Genomic DNA, 24,514 nt, shown 5'->3' with positions numbered 1-24,514 from the left:
ATGAGCGACGAATTTTCCGTGGAAAGCGTGTACGCCGAACTGCTGGGACGGGCGCCGGAAAACAAGATGGAGCCGCGGCTGGCTCCGCTGTTCCGTGCGATGGACGTGCTGGGCGAGCCCAACAAGGCGTTCCCGATCATCCATGTGACCGGAACCAACGGCAAAACGTCCACATCCAGGATGATCGAGTCCGTGCTCCGCGCCCACGGCCTGAGCACCGGACGCTACACCAGCCCGCACCTGTCCAAGGTCACCGAGCGGATCAGCATCGACGGCCATCCGGTATCCGACGAGACGTTTGTCAGGATCTGGGACGAAATCAGGCCCTACCTGCAGATTGTGGACTCGGAACTCGAAGCCGAGGGGGAGCCGAGACTGACGTACTTCGAGTGCCTCACCATCCTGGGCTTCGCCATCTTCGCTGACCAGCCGGTCAACGTGGCCATCATCGAGGTGGGTTTGGGCGGCATTACCGATGCCACCAACGTCGGCGACGGCCAGGTCTCGGTGGTGACGCCGATTTCGCTGGACCATACCGACCTCCTGGGCGACACCACGGAGGACATCGCCCGCGAAAAGGCCGGCATCATCAAGCCCGGCGGCTACCTCATCAGCGCGGCCCAGCCCCTCGATGCGGCCCAGGTGCTGCTGGAGAAGGCCAAGGAGGTGGGCGTACCGTTCCGCTTCGAGGGCGTTGAGTTCGGTGTCGAGTCACGGACGGTGGCTGTTGGCGGGCAGGTGTTGACTATCCAGGGCATCGCCGGCCGCTACCCGGACCTCATGCTGCCACTGCACGGCGCCCACCAAGCACAGAACGCTGCCGTCGCGGTGGCCGCCTTGGAGGCGTTCTTCGGCGGTGAAAAGGAACTCGACCTCGACGTGCTGCAGGAAGGCTTCGCGGCCGTCACGTCCCCCGGCCGCCTTGAGGTGGTGCGGACCGCACCCACCATCATCGTGGACGCCGCCCACAACCCCGACGGCATCAAGGCCTCCGCCGCCGCCCTGCGGGAAGCATTCACCTTCACCAGGCTGGTTCCGGTGGTGGGCGTGCTCAAGGAGAAGGACGCGGAGGAGATCCTGCGCGAAATCAGGGAGTCGCTGGGCGACATGGCAGTGGATTACTGCTTCACCCAGTCCAACTCTCCCCGGGCGGTTCCGGCCGCCGAGCTGGCGGAGCTGGCGATCGACCTGGGATTTGGCGAGGACAACGTCCACATCGCCGAAAAGCTGGACGACGCACTCGAATGGGCCGTGGAACGGGCCGAAGCCAATGACGACCTTTCCGGCGGCGTGCTGGTCACCGGCTCCATCACCCTGGTGGCAGAGGCGCGGATCCTGCTCGGAAAAACGGAGGCGTAGGCGTGGCCAGATTGACCAAGGCCCAGCGCGAGTGGCGTCCCGGCATGCCCAAGAAGCGCCGCTCCACCAAGGTGATGTTCGCTTCCACGGTGCTGCTCCTGGAAGCGTTCGTCATGTTCTTCGCCACCCTGGTGGTGTTTGGCCTGCGCCGCGGGGAGTTTCCGCCGGCACTGATCCTCGGCGTGGGGATCGCACTCAGCGTGGTCATGATCTTCGCCTGCGCGGTCCTCAACAGGCCCTGGGGCATCGGCCTGGGCTGGATCCTGCAGCTGGTCCTGATCCTCACAGGCATCTTCGAGCCGGCCATGTTCCTGGTGGGTGGGCTTTTCGCCGCGGCCTGGTGGTACGGAATCCGCACCGGCATCCGGCTGGACCGCGAGGCTGCGCAGCGGGCACGCGAACAGGCCGAATGGGAAGCCGCCCACCCGGACGGGGCCGGTCCCGCCCAGCCCCAGTCCCCGTAAACCAGTCCCCGTAAGCCAGTCCCCGTAGACTTATCCCGAAACCCCACGAACGCATTGGAGCAGTTGTGACTACAGAGCGCACCCTCGTCCTGATCAAGCCCGACGGCGTCGCCCGTAACCTGACCGGCGCCATCCTGGCCCGCATTGAAGCCAAGGGCTACAGCCTTGTTGAGCTGAAAAAGGTCGACGCCACCCGTGAGCTGCTGGAGCAGCATTACGAGGAGCACGTAGGCAAGCCGTTCTACGAGCCGCTGGTGGAGTTCATGCTCAGCGGACCCGTGGTGGCGGCCATCTTCGAAGGCCACCGCGTCATTGAAGGGTTCCGGTCACTGGCCGGCACCACGGACCCCACGACCGCGGCCCCGGGCACCATTCGCGGCGACTTCGGCCGGGACTGGGGCCTGAAGGTCCAGCAGAACCTGGTGCACGGCTCCGACTCAACCGACTCCGCCGAGCGCGAGATCAAGATCTGGTTCCAGGGCTGACAGTCCAAGGACGGCAGAAGGCCCCTGGTTCTTCGGAACCAGGGGCCTTTTGCCGTCCGCAGCTCAGAAGCCTGACGTGCCCGCAAAGACCTGGATGAACGCGAAGAAGATGGTGGCGACGACGGCCACGTACAGCAGTGCCGTGATGATCCAGCCGGAATCACCCAGCACGCGGGCCGCCCCCGCGGGCATTGGGATCACTCCGGCCGTGATGTTCCTGATGGTGGTCCACACAAAGAGCGGAATCATGGCCGCCCAGACGATCATGCAGAACGGGCACAGGATGTGGATCGAATACAGGGCCTGGGACCACAGCCACACCACGAAGGCGAAGCCGAGCGTGACGCCCACCTGAAGCCCCATCCAGTACCACCGCGCGAACGTGGCACCGGACAGCAACGCCATGCCCACGGTTATGGTGACGGCGAACGCGACGATACCGATGAACATGTTGGGGAAACCGAACAGCGAACTCTGCCACGTCTGCATGACCTGGCCGCAGGAGATCCAGGGGTTCACGTCGCAAACGGTGGTGTGGTTGGGGTCCTTGAGGACTTCGAGCTTTTCCAGGACCAGGGTTCCGGAGGCAAGCCAGCCCACGATTCCGGTGATGACCAGCAGCCAGCCGAAGGGCCGGTTCCGGGCCATCCGCGGAACGCCAGGGGCCGCAGTGGCCTGCGGATCCGTGGCCCTTTCCGTTTCATGGGCGCTGACGGGGGAGATGCTGGGCATGGGTGTGGCGTCCTTTTCGTCCGGTGCTCCTGAGCCTGATTGTAACGCCGGCGGCTGGTGCCGCCACACAGGAATGGGAACGGAAGTGCCTGCCTCCGCGGCGATCCGGCGCGGGTATGAGAGAATGAACGTGGCTGGAAGCCGATCCACATTCGGACTCCGGTCCGGTGGTATGTTCCCAAGACCGCCAATGATGGGCAGGGCAGGCTTCGGATTCTTCCGGCACTCCCGCCACTCCATTGGGCGGCACCTGGTTGTGGCACGCAGAACAACGGGTTTTCAGAACATCCACCGGCTCCCACGGGCTGCCGCACCCCAATGACGGTGCGAACCTGGGAGTATCCACGTGACTTCTGTCAACGCCTGCGGGTTTTGACAATATGTGCCCCAATGGGTGCCGGATGTGGCGGTACGTCAGGGGCAGGAGTGTTGCCACATATGGACAATGATCAGGAACTGGCCGTTAACGATGATGCACCGGCTGCCGAGGCTGCTGCTGCACCCAAGAGGGCTGTACGCACCCGCCGGAAAACGGCTCCCAAGACCGAAGAAGCCGTGACGGATGCAGCGGCCACGGCGCCGGAGGCAGCCGCCCCTGAAGCAAGCGGCGACTCGCCGTCGGCGGAAGCCGCCGCGGCGACCAAGGCCCCGGCCCGCCGCACCCGCGCCCGCAGGAAAGCGGACGCCCCCGAACCCCTGCCCGCCTTCGCTGATGACGCAGAGGCAACCGCTGCCGCCGGCACTGCGCCTGTTGATGCTGTGTCCGTCGATGCTGCGTCCGTTGATGCCCCGGCACCGGCCGTGGCCGGTGAAGACGCTGCCGCAGCACCTGCTGCCACGGCGGACGCCGAAACCAAACCTGTTCGCCGCCGTCGGGTAGCCACCCGCAAGGCCGCGTCCCCGGCTGCCCCGCCCGCGGCGGAAGCCGCGGCAGCGGACGCCGTCGCTGCAGAACCAGCAATCCCGGAAGCCCCGGCACAGGAACCGGCCCGGGAGGAAGCTGCCGCCCAGGAAGCAGCTCCTGCGCAGGAGCAGCCCCAGGAACCCGTCGCGGCCGCCGAGGCTGCCGGAGCCCCCGGGCCTGCCCGGGAAACCCCCGCTGTGGCCAAGGAAGAGCACGCTGCGGTCAAGGAACAGACCGCCCCCGCCGCGGCCGCCAGCCCCTTTGGTTCCCTCTTCCTGGAGCCTGCATCGCCCACATCCGTGCTCTTCCAGGCCCCGGACCTCAGCACCGTGGTCCGTCCCGCAGCACCCGCCGTCGAGGAACCTGAAGAGGAAGAAACCGACGACGGCGACGATTCCTCCAGCCGCCGCCGGCGCCGCAGCCGCGGCCGCAGGGGCCGCAGCCGCGTCGGCGACAAGGCGGACGAGGACATCGAGGGTGGCAGCGCCGAGGCTGACGCCGAGGACGAGGCCGACGAGGACAGCGCCACACAAGCCGAGGACGGCGTGACGTCCCGCCGCCGCCGTCGCCGCCGCCGCGGTGACCAGGACCTGGAGCTGACCGGCGGGGAAGGCGACGACCCGCCCAACACGGTGACGAGGGTCCGTGCCCCGCGCGCGGTCAGTGAAGCGCCGGTCAACAACCGGGTCACCAGCGTCAAGGGCTCCACCCGCCTTGAGGCCAAGAAGCAGCGCCGCCGCGAATCCCGCGACACCGGCCGCCGCCGCACCGTCATCACCGAGGCCGAGTTCCTGGCCCGCCGCGAATCCGTGGACCGGCAGATGATCGTACGCCAGCGCGACGACAGAATCCAGATCGCCGTCCTTGAAGACGGTGTCCTGGCCGAGCATTTCGTATCCAAGACCCAGCAGGACTCGCTCATCGGCAACGTCTACCTGGGCAAGGTCCAGAACGTGCTGCCGTCAATGGAAGCTGCGTTCGTGGACATCGGGCGTGGCCGCAACGCCGTGCTGTACGCCGGTGAGGTCAACTGGGAAGCCGTCAACCTCGAAGGCAAGCAGCGCCGCATCGAGAACGCGCTCAAATCCGGCGACACCGTCCTGGTCCAGGTGACCAAGGATCCCGTCGGCCACAAGGGCGCCCGGCTGACCAGCCAGATCTCCCTTCCCGGCCGCTACCTGGTCTACGTGCCCGGCGGCTCCATGACCGGCATCTCCCGCAAGCTGCCCGACGTCGAACGCAACCGCCTCAAGCGCATCCTCAAGGACCGCCTGCCCGAGCACGCCGGCGTCATCGTCCGGACCGCCGCGGAAGGTGCCTCGGAAGAGGAACTGACGCACGACATCAACCGCCTGCGCGCCCAGTGGGAAGGCATCGAAAGCCAGTCCCAGTCCACCAAGATCCTGGCCCCGGAGCTGCTGTACGGCGAACCGGACCTGACCATCAAGGTGGTCCGGGACGTCTTCAACGAGGACTTCTCCAAACTGATCGTCTCCGGTGAGGAGGCCTGGGACACCATCGAGGCCTACGTCACGTACGTGGCGCCGGACCTGGTGGGCCGCCTCGAGAAGTGGACCAAGGACCAGGACATCTTCTCCGCCTGGCGCATCGACGAGCAGATCCACAAGGCCCTTGAGCGGAAGGTCTTCCTGCCCTCCGGCGGCTCCCTGGTCATCGACCGCACCGAGGCCATGACCGTGGTGGACGTCAACACCGGCAAGTTCACCGGCAGCGGCGGCAACCTCGAGGAAACCGTCACAAAGAACAACCTGGAAGCCGCCGAGGAAGTGGTGCGCCAGCTGCGGCTGCGCGACATCGGCGGCATCATCGTGATCGACTTCATCGACATGGTGCTCGAATCCAACCGCGACCTGGTCCTGCGCCGCCTGGTGGAATGCCTGGGCCGCGACCGGACCAAGCACCAGGTTGCCGAGGTCACGTCGCTGGGCCTGGTCCAGATGACCCGCAAGCGCATGGGGACGGGCCTGCTGGAAGTCTTCGGCGAGCAGTGTGAGGCCTGCGCCGGCCGGGGCGTAGTGACGCACGACGATCCCGTGGAGCACCGCCGCGCCAACATTGTGGCGGCCGAGCACCACGTCCAGCGCGCCGACAGCCGCCCCGAAGCCCGCGGGGAAGCCCACCGCCCCGAAGGGCAGCGGGCCGATGGCGGCCAGCCCGGAGTCCGTCCCGAGCGCAAACGGCGGCGGGGACGCGGCGGCCAGCAGCCCGAGGCTGCCCCGGCGCCTGCTGTCCACGTCCACACCGTCCTGCCGGACCCCACAGACGCAGAGCGGCACGCCAAGGCAGAGGCCACCCGGCTTGCCCTGGCGAACATCGCGGCTGCCGCCCATGCGGCCCACCTGCATGACGATGAGGTGGCAGCCACCCGGCAGGCACCGTCCGCCGAGCCGGCGCAGGTCCCTGTTGAAGAGAAGCACGACGCCGATGGCCCGGCACGCCCCGCAGCTGTCCTGACCTTCGGCGGCGAGGAAGTCCCGCTTCCCTTCGTGGAGCACGCTGAGGACCAGCATCCCAGGCCCGCCCTCACGCTGGACCGGCTCGCGGAAGCCTTCGCCCACCTCGGCCAGCCGGCTTCCCCGGTGGAGAACGCGCCCGCCAAGGCCGCAGACACGGTGAAGCCGGCCGAACAGTCAGCGCCCGAACAGTCGGTGCCCGAACAGCAGCCCGGCGGGGGAGCGCAGGCGCGTGCCGCCGTGAAAGCTCCGGTGGAAAAGGACTACTCCGACCACACGCTGGAGCAGTCCCGGCAACGCAGGCCGCGGCGCCACCGCGCTGCCAGCCGTGCCCAGGGTGCCGCAAATGAAACCGCTGTCCAGCACCACGAGAACGTCCAGGCGACAGGCGCGGGGCACTCGCACGCAGCCAAGGCCCCGGACACCGCCAAAGCACAGCCCGCTGCGGCGGAGCCCGGCAAGCCGGCAGGGGAACCGATCATCCTCGGCGTCGGCGTCCCCGCCTCGGAGCTCTAAGCCAAGGCGCAGTTAACGCGCCACCCAGGAAGTCCCCGTCGTGCGGACTGTCCCCCATGAATCCAGGGGGAACAGTCCACGGACGGGGACTTCCTGCATGCGCGGGTGCTGTCACCTTTCCGCCGGGTACGCCCCAGCGGCTACTCTGGAACCCGACACGGGGTGCCGCGCAGAAGGCCGGCTGAGATCCACACCCGTTGAACCTGTCCGGCTAGTACCGGCGAAGGGATGTCTGTTGTCTTCGACCCTCTCCATGCCCCTGCCCACAGCGTCCGGCGTGGCCCCCGCGCTGCCTGGGGGCCGCGATGTCCCGCGCGTCCTCTCCATTGCAGGCTCCGACCCGTCCGGCGGGGCCGGGATCCAGGCGGACCTCAAAAGCATTGCCGCCCATGGCGGATACGGCATGGCCGCGATCACGGCACTCACGGCGCAAAACACCCGGGGTGTGCAGTCCGTCCACGTCCCGCCGGCCGGCTTCCTGGCCCAGCAGCTGGGCGCGGTCAGTGACGACATCAGCATCGACGCCGTCAAGATCGGCATGCTGGGCGACGAGTCGGTGATCCGCACTGTCCGCCAATGGCTCGAAAAGGCCCGTCCCGCCATCGTGGTCCTGGACCCCGTCATGGTGGCCACCAGCGGCGACAGGCTGCTGAAGGAATCCGCCGAAGCCGCGCTCCGGGAACTGCTGCCCCTTGCCCACCTCATCACCCCCAACCTTCCCGAACTCGCGCTGCTGCTGGGCACGGAGCCGGCGAAAGACTGGGACACCGCGCTGGACCAGGGCAGGCGCCTGGCGGAAGCCACCGGAGCCACCGTGCTGGTCAAGGGTGGCCACCTTTCAGGCCTCGACTGCCCGGATGCGCTGGTCAACGCTTCGGGCCTCCTGGGCCCGGACGTGGTGGAAGTGCAGGGGAAGCGGGTTTCCACGCGGAACAGCCACGGGACGGGCTGTTCCCTGTCCTCTGCCATGGCAACAGTCCAGGCCCGTTTGGGCAATTGGGAGGCATCACTGCGAACGGTCAAGCCCTGGCTGGCCGGCGCACTTGAGAACTCCGGCCAATTGGAGGTGGGCCAGGGGAACGGCCCCGTACACCACTTCCACCACGTGCGGCCGGTCCTGGAGGAGGGCGGCTTCGCGGCCCGGTTGTGGTCGGAAGCCCAACAGGACCTGGCGGACATCTACGCACTGGACTTCATCCACGGCCTGGCGTCAGGAGACCTTCCGGAGAAGGACTTTGCCTACTACCTGGCGCAGGATGCCCTCTACCTGAACGGCTACTCCAGGGTGCTGGCACGGGCCAGCGCGCTGGCCCCCTCGGAGGCCGAGCAGCTTTTCTGGGCCGGATCCGCGCAGCAGTGCCTTGAGGTGGAATCGGAACTCCACCGCTCGTGGCTCAGCACCCGCCCGGCCCCGAAGGGCCTGGGCCCCGTCACCAAGTCATACGTGGACCACCTCACGGCAGCGTCGGCGTCGGGCAGCTATGCCGTCCTCGCCGCCGCCGTGCTTCCCTGCTTCTGGCTCTACGCCGAAGTCGGCGGGAAGCTCCACGCCCGGTTCCTGGCCTCGGGCGAACCGGACGGCCATGCCTACGCGGCCTGGCTCCGGACGTACGCCGACGAGGGCTTCGCCGAAGCCACCCGCAAAGCCATCGCCATCGTGGATGCAGCCGGACGGACCGCGCCGGACCATGAGAGGGCGGCGATGGTGACGGCGTTCAAGCAGTCCTGCCGCCTGGAAGTGGAGTTCTTCGACGCGCCGAGGCTGCATTCCTGACCCCCGCGGGCCGGGCCCGGCTATGATGGTGGAGCACGGTTGCGGCGGTTCCTGCCAGGCTGTGGTTACTACCACAGCCGGCCCGCCTGAACCAGCCTCATTTGCGGCCGAAGATGGATTTAGCGTATTCTTGATCTTCGGTGCTTACGCCAACACTTGGGTTACGACCCCACGGCGTTGAGGCACAGCGAGAAACCAAGCTTTTAGCAAGTCGGTTCCGCACGCAAATTTTGTAATAAACGTCGAGAGAAGTGAGTTCCCAAGTGGTGTACGCGATTGTCCGCGCAGGCGGCCGCCAAGAGAAGGTTTCCGTTGGAGACTTCGTTACCCTGAACCGCGTCGCCGGTGGAGCCGGCAGCACCATTGAGCTGCCCGCACTGCTCCTGGTTGATGGTGACAAGGTCACCTCCGCCGCCGCTGACCTGGCCAAGGTAACTGTTACGGCTGAAATCCTCCAGGACCTGCGTGGTCCTAAGATTGTCATCCAGAAGTTCAAGAACAAGACCGGCTACAAGAAGCGCCAGGGTCACCGCCAGGAACTGACCAAGGTCAAGATCACCGGCATCAAGTAACCACCGGTTACTGTTCAGGCATTTCAACAGATTCCCCAGAATTTAGAGGCAGGCATTTCAGATGGCACATAAAAAGGGCGCGAGCTCCACTCGCAACGGTCGCGATTCCAACGCTCAGTACCTCGGCGTCAAGCGCTTCGGCGGCCAGGTTGTTTCGGCCGGCGAGATCATCGTCCGCCAGCGTGGCACCCACTTCCACCCGGGCGCCGGCGTTGGCCGTGGCGGCGACGACACCCTGTTCGCCCTGACCCCGGGCGCCGTTGAATTCGGCACCCGCCGCGGTCGTCGCGTAGTCAACATCGTTGCTGCTGCAGCTGCAGAGTAACAACAAGTTCTGAAACGGTGGAGCGGGCCTGAGGGTCCGCTCCACTGTTCTTTTAACCGCATTACAATCGATGTGGCGTCCCCTGGGCCGCCAGGTAAACAGTTTCTGAGGAGATCCACGTGGCCAGCTTTGTAGACCGGGTAGTACTGCACGTATCCGGCGGTACCGGCGGCCATGGGTGCGTCTCCGTCCACCGCGAGAAGTTCAAGCCGCTGGGCGGACCCGACGGCGGCAACGGGGGCAACGGCGGCGACGTGATCCTCCGCGTCGACCACCAGACCACCACGCTTCTTGACTACCACCACGCACCGCACCGGCACGCCAGCAACGGCGGCCCCGGCATGGGTGACTGGCGCGGCGGCAAAAACGGTGAAACCCTCATCCTGCCTGTCCCGGACGGCACCGTGGTGAAGTCCAAGGACGGCACCGTCCTGGCTGACCTCGTCGGCGAGGGCACCGAATACGTGGCCGCCGCAGGCGGCATTGGCGGACTCGGCAACGCCGCCCTGTCCTCGCAAAAGCGCCGCGCCCCCGGCTTTGCGCTGCTGGGCATCGAAGGCGAGTCCCGCGACATCGTCCTGGAACTGAAGTCCATCGCCGACATCGCGCTGGTGGGCTTCCCGTCGGCCGGCAAGTCCAGCCTCATCGCGGCGATGTCCGCGGCCCGGCCCAAGATCGCTGACTACCCGTTCACCACGCTGGTTCCCAACCTCGGCGTCGTGCAGGCCGGAGACGTGCGGTTCACCATCGCCGACGTACCCGGGCTCATCGAAGGTGCCAGCGAGGGACGCGGCCTGGGCCACCACTTCCTGCGGCACGTGGAGCGCTGCGCAGCCCTGGTGCACGTGCTGGACTGCGGCACGCTGGAATCGGAGCGCGACCCGTTGTCGGACCTCGCCATCATCGAGGGCGAGCTGGAGAAGTACGCCGTCGACATGAGCTACGCAGGCCAGGACGGCGAAGTGGTACCCCTGAACCACCGCCCCCGGCTGGTGGCCCTGAACAAGGTGGACCTGCCCGACGGCAAGGACATGGCCGAATTCGTGCGTCCGGAACTCGAATCCCGCGGCTACCGCGTGTTCGAGGTATCCGCCACCAGCCATGAGGGCCTGCGCCAGCTGGGCTTCGCCATGGCGGAGATCGTCAAGGCGGCCCGCGACGCCGTCGCTGCCGCACCGCCCAAGGTCCAGCCCGCCGTACTGCGTCCCCGCGCCGTCAATGAGGCCGGCTTCAAGATCCGGCGCGAGGAAAAGAACCTGGAGCCGCTGTTCCGCGTCCTCGGCGAAAAGCCCGAACGCTGGGTCAAGCAGACCGACTTCACCAACGAGGAAGCCATCGGCTACCTTGCGGACCGGCTCGCCAAGCTCGGCGTGGAGACTGAACTGTTCAAGCAGGGCGCCAAGCCGGGCGATACCGTGGTCATCGGCGGGGACGACGGTGTCGTCTTCGACTGGGAGCCCACCATGATGGCAGGGGCCGAGCTCCTGGCGTCGCCGCGCGGCACCGATGTGCGGTTCGCAGACATTGGGGATCGGCCCACCCGCAGCCAGAAGCGCGATGAGCAGCAGGAGCGCCGTGACGCCAAGGCCGCCGCCCGGGCCGAGCTCGAGGCGGAACGGAAAGCCGGTATCTGGACCGAATCCGTCAGTGGCCGCCGCGCTGCCCTCCCTGTGAAGGAGAGCGGACTGGAAGCGGACGATGACCTCTAGGGGCATGACCGCGGAACCCGCCGGGCGGACGGCGGACAGGAGCGCACTGGCAGGCGCCCGCCGGATCGTCGTGAAGGTGGGCTCCTCGTCTCTGACCAGCATCAAGGGCGGCATCTCGGAGGAATCCCTGACCGCCCTGGCGGACGCACTCGCGGCCAAGCGCAACGCGGGCGCCGAGATCATCCTGGTCTCCTCCGGCGCCATCGCGGCCGGACTGGCCCCGCTGGGACTGGCCAAGCGCCCCCGCGACCTCGCCACCCAGCAGGCCGCCGCCAGCGTGGGCCAGGGGCTGCTGATGGCCCGGTACACCCAGGCCTTCGGCGCGCACGGCGTCACCGTCAGCCAGGTCCTGCTCACGGCCGAGGACCTGATGCGCCGCAGCCAGCACACCAACGCCCTCCGCGCCATGGACCGGCTGCTGAACCTCGGTGTGGTCCCCGTCGTCAACGAGAACGACACCGTGGCCACCCACGAAATCCGCTTCGGCGACAACGACCGGCTCGCCGCCCTGGTGGCGCACCTGGTGCGCGCCGACGCACTGGTGCTGCTGTCCGACGTCGACTCCCTCTATGACGGGCCGCCCGCCCAGGGTGCCAAGCGCATCCCCCTGGTCACCGGCGCGCACGACCTCGAGGGCGTTTCCATTGGCAAAGCGGGCAAGGCCGGTGTGGGAACCGGCGGGATGATGACAAAGGTGGAAGCTGCCAGCATGGCGGCAGGTTCGGGCATTCACGCCCTGGTGACCTCCACGTCCAACGCCGCCGCAGCCCTGAATGGCGAGGACGTGGGCACGTGGTTTTCCGTCAACGGTTCCCGCAAGCCCGTCCGGCTCCTGTGGCTGGCGCACGTTGCCTCGGTGCAGGGCCGCCTGGTCCTGGACGAGGGGGCGGTGCGTGCCGTGCGGCACCACCGCACCTCCCTGCTGCCGGCGGGGATTTCCGCGGTGCAGGGCGACTTTGAAGCGGGCGACGCCGTGGAGCTGGCAGGAACCGACGGCATCGTTGTGGCCCGCGGCCTGGTGAACTACTCGTCGGAGGAGCTGCCCCGCATGCTGGGGCGTTCCACCCGGGAGCTGGGCGAGGCACTGGGCAGCGGCTATGACCGCGAAGTTGTTCATGTTGATGACCTGGTGCTGGTCTGAGCCCAGGGCTCGCCTAAACTTGGAGCATGACTGAAGCCCTGATCCACACTGCTGAAAATTCCGGAACCACTGCTGCGCAGGCGCAGCCGGGTGCCGTGGCAGAACAGGGATCAGCTGCTGCGCCTCTTTCCGCTGCGGAGGTTGAAGCGGCTGTCCACGCCCTCGCGGACCGGTCCCGCCACGCTGCCCGCCGGATGGCCACCGCCAACCGTGCCTGGAAGGACCGCGCCCTCCGGGCTGTCGGAGCCGCCCTGCAGGAGAACGTGCCGGCCATCCTCACCGCCAACGCCATGGATGTGGAAAAAGGCAAGGCCAACGGCACCTCCGCCGCGCTCCTGGACCGGCTCACCCTCACCGAGGCCCGCGTGGCAGGGCTGGTGGCCGCCCTCGAGAACCTGGCCAACCTCCCGGATCCCGTGGGCAATGTGGTGCGCGGCCAGACCCTTCCCAACGGGCTCCGCCTCCGCCAGGTCAACGTGCCCATGGGCGTCGTGGCGGCCATCTACGAGGCACGGCCCAACGTCACCGTGGACATCGCGGGGCTGGCCCTCAAGAGCGGCAACGCCGTCATCCTGCGCGGCGGCAGCGCTGCCGAGGCCACCAACCAGGTCCTGGTCCGGGTGCTGCGCGAAGCCCTCGAATCTGTGGGCCTTCCGGCCGACGCCGTGCAGACCGTGGACCAGTACGGCCGCGCCGGTGCCAGCGTCCTGATGAAGGCCCGCGGCAGGGTGGACGTGCTGATTCCCCGCGGCGGCCGCGACCTGATCCAGACCGTGGTGACCAACTCCGCCGTGCCCGTCATCGAAACGGGGGAGGGGAACGTCCACATCTTCCTCGACGAGTCCGCCGACGAAAACATGGCCGTGGAGATCCTGCTCAACGCCAAGACCCAGCGGCCCAGTGTCTGCAATACGGTCGAGACCCTGCTGGTGCATTCGCGCTCAACCGTCCTGCCCGCCGTGGCCGCCGCCCTGCGTGGCGCCGGTGTCCGCCTGCACGTGGACGGGCGCATCAGCGCCGCGCTGCCCGGGATCGAGACCCAGCCGGCCACGGATGTGGACTGGGGAACCGAGTACATGGACCTTGACCTGGCCGTGGCCATGGTGGACAGCCTCGATGAGGCCGTGCAACATATCCGCACCTGGTCCACCGGGCACACCGAAGCGATCCTCACCAACAGCCTTGCCAACGCTGAACGGTTCATCGCCGAGGTGGATTCGGCGGCGGTGATCGTGAACGCTTCCACGCGGTTTACCGACGGCGGGGAACTTGGCCTCGGTGCCGAGGTGGGCATTTCCACCCAGAAGCTGCACGCCCGCGGGCCCATGGGCCTGACCGAGCTCACCACCACCAAGTGGATCGTCCAGGGCGAAGGCCAGGTCCGCGCATAGCAACGCGGTAACATAGACCAGAACCCGGAAAGCAGCGGAAGGTTCCGCTGCCCGTAAATCCTTGAACATAGGGGAGAAAATGCTGCTCCAGCAGATTGCCACGTCCGTCGCCGCCGCAGGTGAATCAGGCCATGAGGAGCTTGCGCCGCTGTGGGCCGAACCGTGGGTCTTTGGCGTTTCCATGTTCGGCATCCTGGTGGTCCTGATGTTCATTGCCTGGTCCTACACCAACCTGGGCAACCGCCACGCCGCCACGGACGAGCACGCCGATCCGCACCGCCAGCACCCCAATAAGCACGATCGCGGGCAGGGCCACTAAGATTTCCCACAACCTGCACCGCAATGGTGCCCGGGGGCGGCTGCGGCTTGGCGTGATGGGCGGGACATTCGATCCCATCCACCACGGCCACCTTGTCGCGGCCAGCGAAGTCGCGGCGGAGTTCGACCTCGACGAGGTGGTCTTCGTCCCCACCGGGCAGCCATGGCAAAAGTCCCATAAACAGGTCAGCGAGCCCGAACACCGCTACCTGATGACCGTCATCGCCACGGCATCCAATCCGCGCTTCACCGTCAGCCGTGTCGACGTTGAACGTCCGGGTCCCACCTACACCATCGACACCCTCCGCGACCTCCGGGCCCAGCGCCCCGATGCCGACCTTTTCTTCATCACCGGCGCGGACGCCCTGGCGCAGATTTTGTCCTGGAAGGACATTGACGAGCTGTGGTCGCTGGCCCACTTCGTGGGCGTGACACGTCCCGGGCACGTCCTGGACGGGATGGGCCGCGACGACGTCAGCCTCCTGGAAGTTCCGGCCATGGCCATTTCGTCAACGGACTGCCGGGCCCGTGTGGCAGCGAACAACCCGGTCTGGTACCTGGTCCCCGACGGGGTGGTCCAATACATCGCCAAGTACGGCCTGTATTCGGACCCGCCGCCTGCAAGCGCGGATGAAGCAACTTCCGAAGCACGCGAACCAGCCAGTACTGAATGAGTTCTCAATGAGTCAGGAACAGCCCCCAATCCGCAGCCGCCGGGAACTCCGGAAGGCCAGGGACGCCCAACAGGCCACCCCGCCCGCCACCGGGCAGCGCCCGCCTGCCGCGAACCGGCCGGCCGACGGCGCACCCGCACCGGCGGGACAGGATGCGACGGCCCGCTCCCGCTCCGCAGTAACAACTCCGCCGGCCCCCGCCGACACGCCTGCCGACCGGACGCCTGAAGACCAGACGCCCACCCAGCGTTCGTCCCAGATCCGCGCCCGCGACCGGGCCGCGCTTCGCACCATCAAGGAACTTGAGGAAAAGGAAGGCCAGCTTGCTGCCGGGGGACCGCCCACCCGGCGCCAGCTGCGGTTGCAGCAACTCAAAGAGCAGACGCTGACAGCCGCCAACCCGGTGGTGCCGCCGGCCGCTTCCCCGGACCCAACGGCGTCGTCAGGAGCGGACACTGCTGCCCCGGCCCCTGCAGCGAACACCGGCGCGCCGGTAAAAACTGGTGCCCCGGCGAAACCAGGGCCCGCAGCCGCCGCTGAACGTCCTGCACCGGCTCCAGGAGGCGCCCCGGAGGGGATGACGGTGGAACAGGCACTGGAAGCGCGGGCGCTGATCGCCGCGCAGGCCAGGAACCAGATCGCCAAAATGGAGCACATCGCGTCTGTGGATCCGGAGGCCGTCGATCCGGAGATCCTGGCCGAACAGATCGCCCTGGCGGAGCGGGCCGCGGTCCTGAACCGCAGGGCAATGGCCCGGCAGAAGCTCGCCGAACAGGCGGGGAATCCTCCCGCCCCGGCCAGGGAAGCCGCCGCCAAAGACAAGCCCGGCCCGTCCACCGCCAACAACCTGGCGATGGTGACGCCGCTCGAGTTCGTCCAGGTGCCCGGCGTCGAACGTCCGGTGATGAAGCCGCCGGCAACCTCGCATGTCCCGGTCACCACCAGGCCCGGCACCAAAGTTCCGGGAAAACGCAAACCTGCCAACCGCCCCAAGGCGCCAGCGCCCGAATCCGCCACCGGCAGGTCCCAGGTCATAGCCCGTGCCGAGGCAGCGGCCAAAGCCGCCAGCCGTCCCAAACGGGTATCGCTCCCGGACAACCAGACGGAGAACCCCTCAGAGGATCTCTTCGAGGATCTTCCCCGCGTCCCTGCCCGCGCCGCCCATGGCCTTGACCCCCTGGACGCCGCAACGGCCGGCCTGACAAGGGCGCGGCGGAACCGCATCCTTCAGTTCTGCATCCTCGCGTTCGGGATCCTGGCCCTCATTGCCGGCATCATCCTGATCGTCAGCGGCATGTCCCGCTGACCGCACCGGCATCAACTTTTCACCAAACAAGGAGTCCCGTGACTGCAACAGAATCGTCCATTGCAATAGCCCGTACGGCCGCCAAGGCCGCCGCCGACAAGATTGCGCAGGACATCGTCGCCATGGACGTGAGTGAACGCCTGGCCCTGGCCGACGTCTTCCTCATCGCCTCGGCACCCAGCGAACGCCAGGTCAACGCCATTGTTGACGGCATCGAGGAAGAACTTGCCAAACAGGCCCTGCGGCCGGTGCGCCGCGAGGGCCGTTCCGGCGGCCGGTGGGTCCTGCTGGACTACGCCGACGTCGTCATCCACGTCCAGCATGAGGAGGACCGGGTGTTCTACGCACTGGAGCGGCTCTGGAAGGATTGCCCCGTGGTGGACCTGCAGCTCGGGGACGACGCATCCGCCAAAGCCGGCGCAATAGCCGACAGCGAGTAGGCCGCGCCCGCGCCGTGAACGGGTGCGGAGAGTGAATATTCCCGATTTGGAATTTTCGGAATTGCTGTTCTAAGATATTTGAGTTGCTTCGGGGGAGACCCCGGAGAGAGCTCCTTGGAGCAGCAACAATCCGGGGCTGTGGCGCAGCTGGTAGCGCACCTGCATGGCATGCAGGGGGTCAGGGGTTCGAGTCCCCTCAGCTCCACCGGCGGGTCCGCCGGAACCATCCTGGTTCCGGCGGACTTTTTCGTTTCCAGCCGTTCCCGCGCAGCTTACGAGGGCTGAATGCCTGCGGGACTGCGCGGCGGAGGAGCGCGGTTCCGGGGCCGTTGACCGCCGATTGGCGTCCAGCGGAAAAGTGCATTACTCTGGTCAGGTTGCTCCGGCGAATTCGACCGGAAGGAACAAGAGTACGGGGCTGTGGCGCAGCTGGTAGCGCACCTGCATGGCATGCAGGGGGTCAGGGGTTCGAGTCCCCTCAGCTCCACCGATACACGGAAAAGGGAACCATCACATTTGTGCTGGTTCCCTTTTTCGTCGTTGTTGGGGGCCTGGTCCTTTTCTCTCCGGATGGGGACCTGCAGCCGGTGGAAAAACCCTTCCCGCGCAGGTCAAAGCGGGGTACAACTGAGGTTGAGGGCACATCGTCCCGCCGCCCGGCCGCTTTCACCCAAGAGCGGGGACGCGGGACAGGCTGACGAGGAGGTCACAGATGTCCCACGCAGATGGTTCCGGCTACAACGGCGATGCTGTTCCAGAGGAATCGCGCCTGACACGCGATACCGCGATCCGGGGGCCTGCGAGGCCCGCTCCATACATCGGCGCCGGCATCATCCTGGCCGCCGCCATCCTCTTCCCCCTCATGCCGCAGCTCTACTCCTTCGATGCGCCCAGGCTGGCCGGGCTGCCGTTCTTTTACTGGTACCAGCTGCTCTGGGTGCCCATTTCGGCCATCCTGACCGGCACGGCCTATTGGCTGGTAACCAAGGAAGACCGACGACGGCGGGCTGAGGCACGTCCAGGCGGCCCGCCACGGGCAGGCACAGCCTCCGCCGATGCCGGGTTGGGAGGGGACCGGCCATGAACGGGCGCGAGATCAACTGGATTGCCTTGATCATTGTTGTGCTGCTGTTCGTCGTTGTTGCCGTCATGGGCTTCCTGGCCGCCAAATGGCGCCGCAGCGGTGAGGTGGAAGGACTGCACAGCCTGGACGAGTGGGGCCTGGGCGGCCGCGGATTCGGCACCTGGATCACTTGGTTCCTGCTGGGCGGGGACCTCTACACCGCCTACACCTTCGTGGCCGTGCCCGCAGCGATGTGGGCCACGGGCGCCGTCAGCGGCTTCTTTGCCGTGCCCTACACCATCGTCCTCTATCCGATCATCTTCATCATCATGAGCCGTTTGTGGTCGGTGTCCCACCGCCATGGCTACGTCACCTCAGCGGACTTCGTGGGCGGCCGCTACGGCAGCCGCTGGCTTTCGCTGGCCGTCGCCGTCACGGGCATCGTGGCCACCATGCCCTACATCGCGCTGCAGCTGGTAGGCATCAAGGCCGTCCTCACGGTCCTTGGCCTGGGCAGCTCAGGCAATGTGCTCCTGACCGACCTGCCGCTGATCCTGGCCTTCGTGGTCCTGGCCGCGTACACCTACACATCGGGACTCCGCGCGCCGGCGATGATTGCCGTCGTCAAGGACCTCCTGATCTACCTTGCGGTGATCGTGGCCGTCATCTACCTGCCCATCAAGTTCGGCGGCTGGGACACCATCTTCAGTTCGGCACAGGCCAAACTGGGCACGGTGAACCAGGCCACCGGAAAGCCCGCAGGGGTCTTCATTCCGGGTGCTGCCAACTACTCCGCCTACTGGTCACTGGCACTGGGTTCGGCCATGGCGCTCTTCATGTATCCCCACTCCGTGACGGCGGTGCTGGCATCCAAGGCCCGCAATACCATCCGCCGCAACGCCGCCATCCTGCCCCTGTACTCGCTGATGCTTGGTTTCCTGGCCCTGCTGGGTTTCGTGGCCATCAAGGCGGGCACCAAGCCCATCGACCTGGACGGATCGGTCAATCCGCAGTTGGTGGTACCGCAGCTGTTCCTTGACCATTTCCCGGCCTGGTTTGCGGGGGTGGCCCTGGCTGCCATCGCCATCGGGGCGCTTGTCCCCGCGGCGATCATGTCCATTGCGGCGGCAAACATGTTCACCCGAAACATCTACCGCGACTTCATCCGGCCTGACGTCGATGCCAGGACAGAGGCGAAGGTTTCCAAGATCGTCTCGCTGGTGGTGAAGGTGGGCGCGCTGGTCTTCGTGATCGCCATGGACCAGTCCGCGGCCATCAACATGCAGCTGCTGGGCGGCATTTGGATCCTGCAGACCTTCCCGGCCGTGGTGGCCGGCCTGTACACCCGGTGGTTCGACCGCTGGGCGCTGCTTGTCGGCTGGGCGGTGGGCATCATCTTCGGAACAATCTCCGCATACAACGTGGTCAATCCGGCGACCAAGGCCCATTTTGGCGGCTCTTTGGCCCCCATCCCCGGGACGGACTTCACCGTTTACATCGCGGTGTCCGCGTTCGCGCTGAACCTGATTGTCGCCGCCGTCCTGACCCTGGTGCTGCGGGCCCTGAAGGTCCGCACGGGGGAGGACCTCACCCGGCCCACGGATTACGCCGCCGACGAGACAGACCCGAAGGTGGTCCAGATCGAGAAAATCCAGCCTTTCACCCGGCCAGGCGGACCTCCGCCGGTGGCCTGAAGGAAGCCCGGGTCCTCCCCGGGATTAGGCCGCCCTCCTGCCGGGTTACGTCCCGGCAGGAGGGCGCTGTACGTGGAGTGTTGGCGGGAGTAAAACGGCTCACATCCAGGCGGTGCGCCGCAGCGGCGGTTCCTCTCCACCCGGGCGGCGCACCAGCACCTGGTTGACTCCGGTCAGCCCGGTTTCGAAGCCAATGGCGCTGCTGGCCATGTAGAGCCGCCACACCCGGGCGCGTCCCGCACCGGCCAGCTTCACCGCCTCGTCCCAGTTTTCCTCAAGCCGGCTTACCCATGCCCGGAGCGTGAGCGCGTAGTGCCGGCGGAGGGCCTCCACGTCGAGGACTTCGAACCGCGCCGTTTCCAGGGCGGCCACCATTTCGCCGAGGCTGATCATCTCCCCGTCGGGGAACACGTACCGGGGAATGAATGAGTCCGGGTCCGGGCTGGTGGGGCCGGCGTTCCAGGAGATGGCGTGGTTCAGCAGCCGCCCGCCGGGCCGGAGCAACCCGTAGAGGGCCGAGGCGTAGGCGGGGGTCTGGGCGCGCCCGACGTGTTCGGACATGCCGATGGAACTGATGGCGTCGAATGGCCCGTCGCTGACATCCCGGTAATCCTGGACCCGGATGTCCACTTTGTCCGTCAGGCCGGCGTCCGCTGCACGCTTGCGGGCCAGGGCGGCCTGTTCCCTGGAGAGCGTCACGCCCACTACGCTGACGCCGTACCTGGCGGCAGCGTGGAGGGCGAAGCTGCCCCAGCCGCAGCCCACATCCAGCACCCGCATCCCCGGTTGAAGCCCCAGCTTGCGGCAGACCAGGTCCAGCTTGGCCTCCTGAGCGGCGTCCAGCCCCGAGTCAGGGCCACTCCCGGGGGCTTCGGCGCCGCCGGCGGCCCATACCGCGCAGGAATAGACCATCGACGGTCCCAGCACCAGGGCGTAGAAGTCGTTGCCGACGTCGTAATGATGCGAGATGGCGGCCGAATCCCGGCGGCGGGAATGCATCCTGCCCTTTTTGGCAATGCGCGCCTCCTCCGGTGGCGGGGCAGGGTTGGGCCCGATGGCGCCGAGCCGGACCGCGGTGCGCAACAGCAGCCAGAGCTCGCCTGCGGTCAGCGGGCGGAACGGCCCGGGCTCGGCGAACTTGCCGGCCGAGCTCAATGCCGTGAACGCCGCGAAGATGTCCCCCGGGGTGTCGATTTCACCTGCCACGTAGGCGCGGCTCAGTCCCAGCTGTCCCGGCGACCACAGAATGCGGCGCAGAGCCTTTCGGGACCTGAACTCCAGGACGGGTGCGTCCACGGGTCCCGCTTCCGAGCCGTCCCACGCGCGCAGGCGCAACGGGATCTGCCCGGTCCCCAGCACCACCCCCAGGGCCTTTTCCAGCCGGGCAGCGTGCCCGGTGCTTCCGTTTCCTGTCCGTTCGGCTGCTCCAGTTTCCATGCGCCTACCCTAAGGCCGTGTTGGCTTCCGCGACTATCATGGGCAGGTGAGTCCTGACCCAACCGACGTGGTGGTAATCGGGGCGGGCCAAGCCGGCCTCTCGGCTGCCTACCACCTGCAGCGCCGGGGAATTGATTATGCCGTGCTGGACGCCGAGGAAGGGCCGGGCGGTGCATGGCGGCACCGCTGGAGGAGCCTGCGCATGGCCACGGTCAACGGAATCAGCGATCTGCCGGGCATCGCCAAACCGGAGGTGGATCCGGCGGAACCGAGCTCGGAATTCCTGACCCGGTACTTCGGAAGCTACGAGGCTGAGCTGGGTCTGTCCGTTCTCCGGCCCGTCAAGGTACGGGCCGTCAGGCGCGAAGATGATGACCCGGCCGGGCGCTTGCGGGTCGAAACCACACGCGGGGACTGGACGGCCAGGGCCATCATCAACGCCACCGGTACGTGGACCCGCCCGTTCTGGCCCATTTACCCGGGCCAGTCCTCGTTCCGCGGCAGGCAACTGCACGTCGCCGACTACGTCTCCGCGGAGGAGTTCCGCGGCAAACATGTGGTGGTGGTGGGTGGCGGCATTTCCGCCGTCGGGCTGCTGGAAGAAATTTCCCGCGTCACCACCACCAGCTGGTTCACCCGAAGGGAACCGGTGTGGCGCGACGCGCCGTTCGATGCCACAGCGGGCCACGAGGCCGTGGCGCTCGTGGAGGACCGTGTCCGGCAGGGACTTCCGCCGCAAAGCGTCGTGTCCGTGACGGGCCTCATCTGGACACCAGCCCTCCGCGCGGCCAGGGGAAGGGGCGCCCTCGACCGGGAGCCGATGTTCACGTCCATCGAACCGGACGGCGTCCGCCGCGCCGACGGAAGCCTCCGCAAGGCCGACGTCATCCTGTGGGCCACCGGCTTCAGGGCGGAACTGGAACACCTCGCCCCGCTTCACCTGCGCGGGCCCGGCGGCGGAATCGCCATGGACGGAACCCGGGTGGCGGCCGAGCCGCGCGTCCACCTGGTAGGTTACGGGCCGTCGTCGTCCACCATTGGCGCCAACCGTGCGGGCCGCGCGGCACTGACCGGGATCCTGAAGCTGCCTGGAATGGCGACGGCGGCGAAAACGGTAACGTGGGGGTGATGCCCCGGGACGCGGGGCGAACGAAGGCAACAGAAGGCGGCAGGACACCGGTGGCAGCAAACACCCTGGCGGACATTTTCAACGTCCTGCGCCGGCGGCCCGATGTCGAAGCCCCCAACCTGCAGGCCTGGGATGCCACGGACCGGCTGCTGCTGGAGACCGCAGTGCAGCTGGGGCGGGCCGGCGGTACCGTGGCGGTGATCAATGACCGCTACGGGGCCCTGACGCTCGGCGCCTCGGCAGTGCTTGCCCCGGCGGCGCTGCGCGTGCACCAGGACCTGATCACAGGGGAAAGGGCACTGCGGCTCAACGCGGCCGAACTGGGGGACGGGCCCGGGGCGGAGTTTGTCCAGCTGCCCCTGGGGCACCAGCTGCTGGCGGGAGCAGACACCATCCTGCTGCAGCTCCCCAAAACCCTCGCGGAACTGGAAGAAATCGCTGCCGCCGTGGCCCTGCATGCCGCACCGGACGTCCGGCTGCTGGCAGGAGGCCGGGTGAAGCACATGTCGCTGGGCATGAACGCCGTCCTTGAACGGTACTTCGTTTCGGTGCAGCCGCAGCTCGCACGGCAAAAGTCCCGGGTCCTCCTTGCCGCGGGCCCCAAACCCTCCACCGCGGCGCCCCGCTTCCCGGTGGTGGAGCACCTTGCCGGCCTGGACCTGGACGTGGCAGCCCACGGCGCAGTCTTTGCCGGCCCCAGGCTGGACATCGGCACGCGTTTCCTCCTGGCGTTCCTGCCCCGGATGAAACCGGCACGGCACGCTGTCGACCTCGGCTGCGGCACCGGAATCCTTGCCGCGATGTACGCGCGGCAGTTCCCGGCAGCCGCCGTGACAGCCACCGACCAGTCCGCGGCCGCAGTGCAGTCCGCCCTTGCCACCGCCCGCGCAAACGGCATGGCAGACCGCATCAGCGTTCTGCAGGACGATGCGCTGAGCACCTTCCCGGACGCCGCCGTGGACACCGTGCTGCTCAACCCGCCCTTCCACGTTGGTGCGGGCGTCCACGCCGGTGCCGGCCTCAAGATGATCCAGGCAGCCGGGCGGGTGCTGGCTCCCGGCGGCGAGCTGTGGACGGTCTTCAACCGGCACCTCGCCTACCTGCCGGCGTTGGAACGGTACGTGGGGCCCACCGTGGTGGAGGGGCGGAACCCCAAGTTCACCGTCACCCGAAGCACCCGCCGCCCCCTCTGACTGGAACGCGCCCGGCCACCGGGAGTCCACCGCCGGGAACCGCGGATCCTGCCGCGCCGCGCCGCCGCCCGCGCATATGGGCGGGGGACCACCCTTAACGTACGATTCAAAGCATCACCATCACGAGGTAGCCGAAGACGTTTAGGGGACACAGTGTCTGAGATCCGCCAATCCTCTCCGAGACGCGGAACCAACTTGCCCAGGATGGGGGATTTCAACCTCACCGTCATCCTTGACGCAATCCGCAGGACGTCCGGTGGCCTGAGCCGCGTTGAACTGGCCCAGATCGTGGGCCTGTCCCCGCAGACCATTTCGAACATCTCGCGCCGCCTGCTGGACCAGAACCTGATTGTCGAGGCCGGCAAGGAGGGTACCGGCCCGGGCAAGCCGCGCACCATCCTCCGCCTCAATCCCGGCGGCATGTACGCCCTTGGTGTCCACCTGGACCCCGCAGTCACCACGTTCGTGGTGCTGGACCTCGTGGGAGCTGTTGTCCGGCACTCGCGGATCAAAACCCCCGGCGGAAACGATCCCTCCGCCGTGATCAGCACCATCGCTGCGGAAATCGACCAGCTTGTCGCCGATTCCGGCGTAGACCGCAGCCGCATCGCCGGCCTGGGCGTGGCTGCGCCCGGCCCCATCGACCTGGACAACGGCACGGTCGTGGATCCACCACTGCTGCCCGGCTGGGACAGGGTGGAGCTGCGCGAAGCGCTGGCCGGGGCCACCGGTTACTCGGTACTCGTTGACAAGGACGTCACCAGCGCCGCCGTGGCGGAGACATGGGCAGGCGGGCCCAGCGGCGCCGGCAGCTTCGTCTTCATGTATATGGGCACAGGCATCGGCTGCGGCATCGTCCTGAACGACGAAGTGGTCCGCGGCACGTCCGGCAACGCCGGGGAGATAGGACACATCATCGTCGATCCCGACGGCCCACCCTGCGACTGCGGCCTGCGCGGCTGCGTGAAATCCTCCTGCATCCCGCAGGTCCTGGTGGCGGAGGCGGAAGCAGCGGGCATCCTGGACGGATCCCGCGCGGGTAACAGCGGCGCCGAAGTCCAGCAAAGCTTCGCCCGGCTGTGCGCACTCGCCGACGGCGGGGACGAACGCGCCGCTGCCATCCTGGACAAATCCGCCGTCCTGGTGGCCCGGGCGGTCTCCGTTGTCACCAACACCCTCGACGTGGAACGCGTCGTTTTCGGCGGCCCCTTCTGGAGCGGACTGGCGGAGCGCTACCTGGAGCTGATTCCGCCACTCCTGGATGCCAACAGCGACGTCAGGCTGATCCACCCCATCGAGGTTGTTGGCACGGGCGTCGGGGAGGACGTGGGAGCCATCGGCGCCGCCTCGCTGGTCCTGGAACATACCCTCGCGCCCCGGGCCCAACGGCTCCTGCTGGAAAGCTGAGGAACAG

General features: G+C 67.4%; 21 protein-coding genes, 2 tRNA genes and 1 riboswitch. Of the genes, 21 read left to right on the top strand and 2 right to left on the bottom strand.

Translation table 11 applies throughout. The features are described 5' to 3' along the window. The 3 genes from LDO14_RS11600 to ndk all read left to right on the top strand — a co-directional run bounded on the left by LDO14_RS11600 (position 1) and on the right by ndk (position 2,308). Positions 1-1,359, top strand: coding sequence for a folylpolyglutamate synthase/dihydrofolate synthase family protein (locus LDO14_RS11600; RefSeq protein WP_018769468.1), 1,359 nt, complete (start codon positions 1-3; stop codon positions 1,357-1,359). A 2-nt stretch (positions 1,360-1,361) separates the two neighbouring features. After that, positions 1,362-1,823: a DUF4233 domain-containing protein gene (locus tag LDO14_RS11595; protein ID WP_026265799.1), complete on the top strand. Its 462-nt coding sequence runs from the start codon at positions 1,362-1,364 to the stop codon at positions 1,821-1,823. 65 nt (positions 1,824-1,888) lie between these two features. Next, positions 1,889-2,308 carry a nucleoside-diphosphate kinase gene (gene ndk, locus LDO14_RS11590; RefSeq protein WP_018769466.1) on the top strand — a complete coding sequence of 140 codons (420 nt, stop codon included), beginning with the start codon at positions 1,889-1,891 and terminating at the stop codon, positions 2,306-2,308. Positions 2,309-2,371: 63 nt separating this feature from the next. On the opposite strand, the gene LDO14_RS11585 is transcribed toward ndk, so the two are convergent. After that, positions 2,372-3,040, bottom strand: a complete 669-nt coding sequence (locus LDO14_RS11585; RefSeq protein ID WP_223991871.1) for a vitamin K epoxide reductase family protein — start codon at positions 3,038-3,040, stop codon at positions 2,372-2,374. 438 nt (positions 3,041-3,478) lie between these two features. On the opposite strand from LDO14_RS11585, the gene LDO14_RS11580 reads away from it, so the two are divergent. The 15 genes from LDO14_RS11580 to LDO14_RS11510 all read left to right on the top strand — a co-directional run bounded on the left by LDO14_RS11580 (position 3,479) and on the right by LDO14_RS11510 (position 19,341). After that, a complete protein-coding gene (locus LDO14_RS11580) occupies positions 3,479-6,934 on the top strand; it encodes a ribonuclease E/G (protein WP_223991870.1) in 3,456 nt (1,151 codons plus the stop codon). 148 nt (positions 6,935-7,082) lie between these two features. Continuing rightward, positions 7,083-7,180, top strand: a riboswitch (TPP riboswitch). A gap of 7 nt (positions 7,181-7,187) precedes the next feature. Continuing rightward, entirely contained in the window at positions 7,188-8,708 is a 1,521-nt protein-coding gene (gene thiD, locus LDO14_RS11575; protein ID WP_223995203.1) for a bifunctional hydroxymethylpyrimidine kinase/phosphomethylpyrimidine kinase, read from the top strand. 263 nt (positions 8,709-8,971) lie between these two features. Then, positions 8,972-9,280, top strand: coding sequence for a 50S ribosomal protein L21 (rplU, locus tag LDO14_RS11570; RefSeq protein ID WP_003803420.1), 309 nt, complete (start codon positions 8,972-8,974; stop codon positions 9,278-9,280). A gap of 61 nt (positions 9,281-9,341) precedes the next feature. Then, positions 9,342-9,605, top strand: coding sequence for a 50S ribosomal protein L27 (rpmA, locus tag LDO14_RS11565; protein WP_009372867.1), 264 nt, complete (start codon positions 9,342-9,344; stop codon positions 9,603-9,605). Between the two features lie 119 nt (positions 9,606-9,724). Further along, a complete protein-coding gene (gene obgE, locus LDO14_RS11560; RefSeq protein WP_223991869.1) occupies positions 9,725-11,314 on the top strand; it encodes a GTPase ObgE in 1,590 nt (529 codons plus the stop codon). A gap of 4 nt (positions 11,315-11,318) precedes the next feature. Continuing rightward, on the top strand, positions 11,319-12,455 hold the full coding sequence (proB, locus tag LDO14_RS11555) for a glutamate 5-kinase (RefSeq protein WP_018769461.1): 1,137 nt from the start codon (positions 11,319-11,321) through the stop codon (positions 12,453-12,455). Between the two features lie 26 nt (positions 12,456-12,481). Next, a complete protein-coding gene (locus LDO14_RS11550; RefSeq protein WP_223991868.1) occupies positions 12,482-13,846 on the top strand; it encodes a glutamate-5-semialdehyde dehydrogenase in 1,365 nt (454 codons plus the stop codon). Positions 13,847-13,925: 79 nt separating this feature from the next. After that, a complete protein-coding gene (locus LDO14_RS11545; RefSeq protein WP_018769459.1) occupies positions 13,926-14,165 on the top strand; it encodes a hypothetical protein in 240 nt (79 codons plus the stop codon). 55 nt (positions 14,166-14,220) lie between these two features. After that, positions 14,221-14,838, top strand: coding sequence for a nicotinate-nucleotide adenylyltransferase (gene nadD / locus LDO14_RS11540; protein WP_263422477.1), 618 nt, complete (start codon positions 14,221-14,223; stop codon positions 14,836-14,838). Between the two features lie 7 nt (positions 14,839-14,845). Beyond that, entirely contained in the window at positions 14,846-16,144 is a 1,299-nt protein-coding gene (locus LDO14_RS11535; protein ID WP_223991866.1) for a hypothetical protein, read from the top strand. Positions 16,145-16,182: 38 nt separating this feature from the next. Further along, entirely contained in the window at positions 16,183-16,584 is a 402-nt protein-coding gene (gene rsfS / locus LDO14_RS11530) for a ribosome silencing factor (protein WP_223991865.1), read from the top strand. 132 nt (positions 16,585-16,716) lie between these two features. Next, positions 16,717-16,789 (top strand) — tRNA-Ala (locus LDO14_RS11525). A 209-nt stretch (positions 16,790-16,998) separates the two neighbouring features. After that, positions 16,999-17,071 (top strand) — tRNA-Ala (locus tag LDO14_RS11520). A 225-nt stretch (positions 17,072-17,296) separates the two neighbouring features. After that, positions 17,297-17,668 (top strand): DUF3311 domain-containing protein, encoded by a 372-nt coding sequence (locus LDO14_RS11515; protein WP_018769455.1) that lies wholly within the window; start codon positions 17,297-17,299, stop codon positions 17,666-17,668. Then, positions 17,665-19,341 carry a sodium:solute symporter gene (locus LDO14_RS11510; RefSeq protein ID WP_018769454.1) on the top strand — a complete coding sequence of 559 codons (1,677 nt, stop codon included), beginning with the start codon at positions 17,665-17,667 and terminating at the stop codon, positions 19,339-19,341. Before LDO14_RS11515 ends, LDO14_RS11510 begins: the two co-directional genes overlap by 4 nt. Before the next feature lie 99 nt (positions 19,342-19,440). Here the strand turns inward: LDO14_RS11510 and LDO14_RS11505 are convergent, their stop codons facing one another. After that, positions 19,441-20,778 (bottom strand): class I SAM-dependent methyltransferase, encoded by a 1,338-nt coding sequence (locus LDO14_RS11505; RefSeq protein ID WP_018769453.1) that lies wholly within the window; start codon positions 20,776-20,778, stop codon positions 19,441-19,443. Between the two features lie 46 nt (positions 20,779-20,824). Between LDO14_RS11505 and LDO14_RS11500 the strand changes: the two genes are divergently transcribed. The 3 genes from LDO14_RS11500 to LDO14_RS11490 all read left to right on the top strand — a co-directional run bounded on the left by LDO14_RS11500 (position 20,825) and on the right by LDO14_RS11490 (position 24,507). After that, positions 20,825-21,907 (top strand): FAD-dependent oxidoreductase, encoded by a 1,083-nt coding sequence (locus LDO14_RS11500; protein ID WP_223991864.1) that lies wholly within the window; start codon positions 20,825-20,827, stop codon positions 21,905-21,907. A 50-nt stretch (positions 21,908-21,957) separates the two neighbouring features. Continuing rightward, positions 21,958-23,100, top strand: a complete 1,143-nt coding sequence (locus LDO14_RS11495) for a methyltransferase (protein ID WP_223991863.1) — start codon at positions 21,958-21,960, stop codon at positions 23,098-23,100. Between the two features lie 204 nt (positions 23,101-23,304). Further along, the gene (locus LDO14_RS11490; RefSeq protein ID WP_018769450.1) at positions 23,305-24,507 is read left to right on the top strand and encodes an ROK family transcriptional regulator; all 1,203 of its coding nucleotides are present in this window, start codon (positions 23,305-23,307) and stop codon (positions 24,505-24,507) included. Positions 24,508-24,514: the final 7 nt, after the last annotated feature.

The organism is Arthrobacter sp. NicSoilB11, from assembly GCF_019977375.1.
GTDB lineage: Bacteria > Actinomycetota > Actinomycetes > Actinomycetales > Micrococcaceae > Arthrobacter.
Note: the sequence above shows the minus strand (reverse complement) of the source record. Positions and strands in the feature narration are given on the sequence as shown.

Bases quoted from the DNA above. Each gene is read 5' to 3' on its own strand.
- LDO14_RS11600 (WP_018769468.1), top strand. From the start codon at position 1: ATGAGCGACGAATTTTCCGTGGAAAGCGTGTACGCCGAACTGCTGGGA.
- LDO14_RS11585 (WP_223991871.1), bottom strand. From the start codon at position 3,040: ATGCCCAGCATCTCCCCCGTCAGCGCCCATGAAACGGAAAGGGCCACG.
- LDO14_RS11580 (WP_223991870.1), top strand. From the start codon at position 3,479: ATGGACAATGATCAGGAACTGGCCGTTAACGATGATGCACCGGCTGCC.
- thiD (WP_223995203.1), top strand. From the start codon at position 7,188: ATGCCCCTGCCCACAGCGTCCGGCGTGGCCCCCGCGCTGCCTGGGGGC.
- rpmA (WP_009372867.1), top strand. From the start codon at position 9,342: ATGGCACATAAAAAGGGCGCGAGCTCCACTCGCAACGGTCGCGATTCC.
- proB (WP_018769461.1), top strand. From the start codon at position 11,319: ATGACCGCGGAACCCGCCGGGCGGACGGCGGACAGGAGCGCACTGGCA.
- LDO14_RS11550 (WP_223991868.1), top strand. From the start codon at position 12,482: ATGACTGAAGCCCTGATCCACACTGCTGAAAATTCCGGAACCACTGCT.
- LDO14_RS11545 (WP_018769459.1), top strand. From the start codon at position 13,926: ATGCTGCTCCAGCAGATTGCCACGTCCGTCGCCGCCGCAGGTGAATCA.
- nadD (WP_263422477.1), top strand. From the start codon at position 14,221: ATGGGCGGGACATTCGATCCCATCCACCACGGCCACCTTGTCGCGGCC.
- LDO14_RS11535 (WP_223991866.1), top strand. From the start codon at position 14,846: ATGAGTCAGGAACAGCCCCCAATCCGCAGCCGCCGGGAACTCCGGAAG.
- LDO14_RS11515 (WP_018769455.1), top strand. From the start codon at position 17,297: ATGTCCCACGCAGATGGTTCCGGCTACAACGGCGATGCTGTTCCAGAG.
- LDO14_RS11510 (WP_018769454.1), top strand. From the start codon at position 17,665: ATGAACGGGCGCGAGATCAACTGGATTGCCTTGATCATTGTTGTGCTG.
- LDO14_RS11505 (WP_018769453.1), bottom strand. From the start codon at position 20,778: ATGGAAACTGGAGCAGCCGAACGGACAGGAAACGGAAGCACCGGGCAC.
- LDO14_RS11490 (WP_018769450.1), top strand. From the start codon at position 23,305: ATGGGGGATTTCAACCTCACCGTCATCCTTGACGCAATCCGCAGGACG.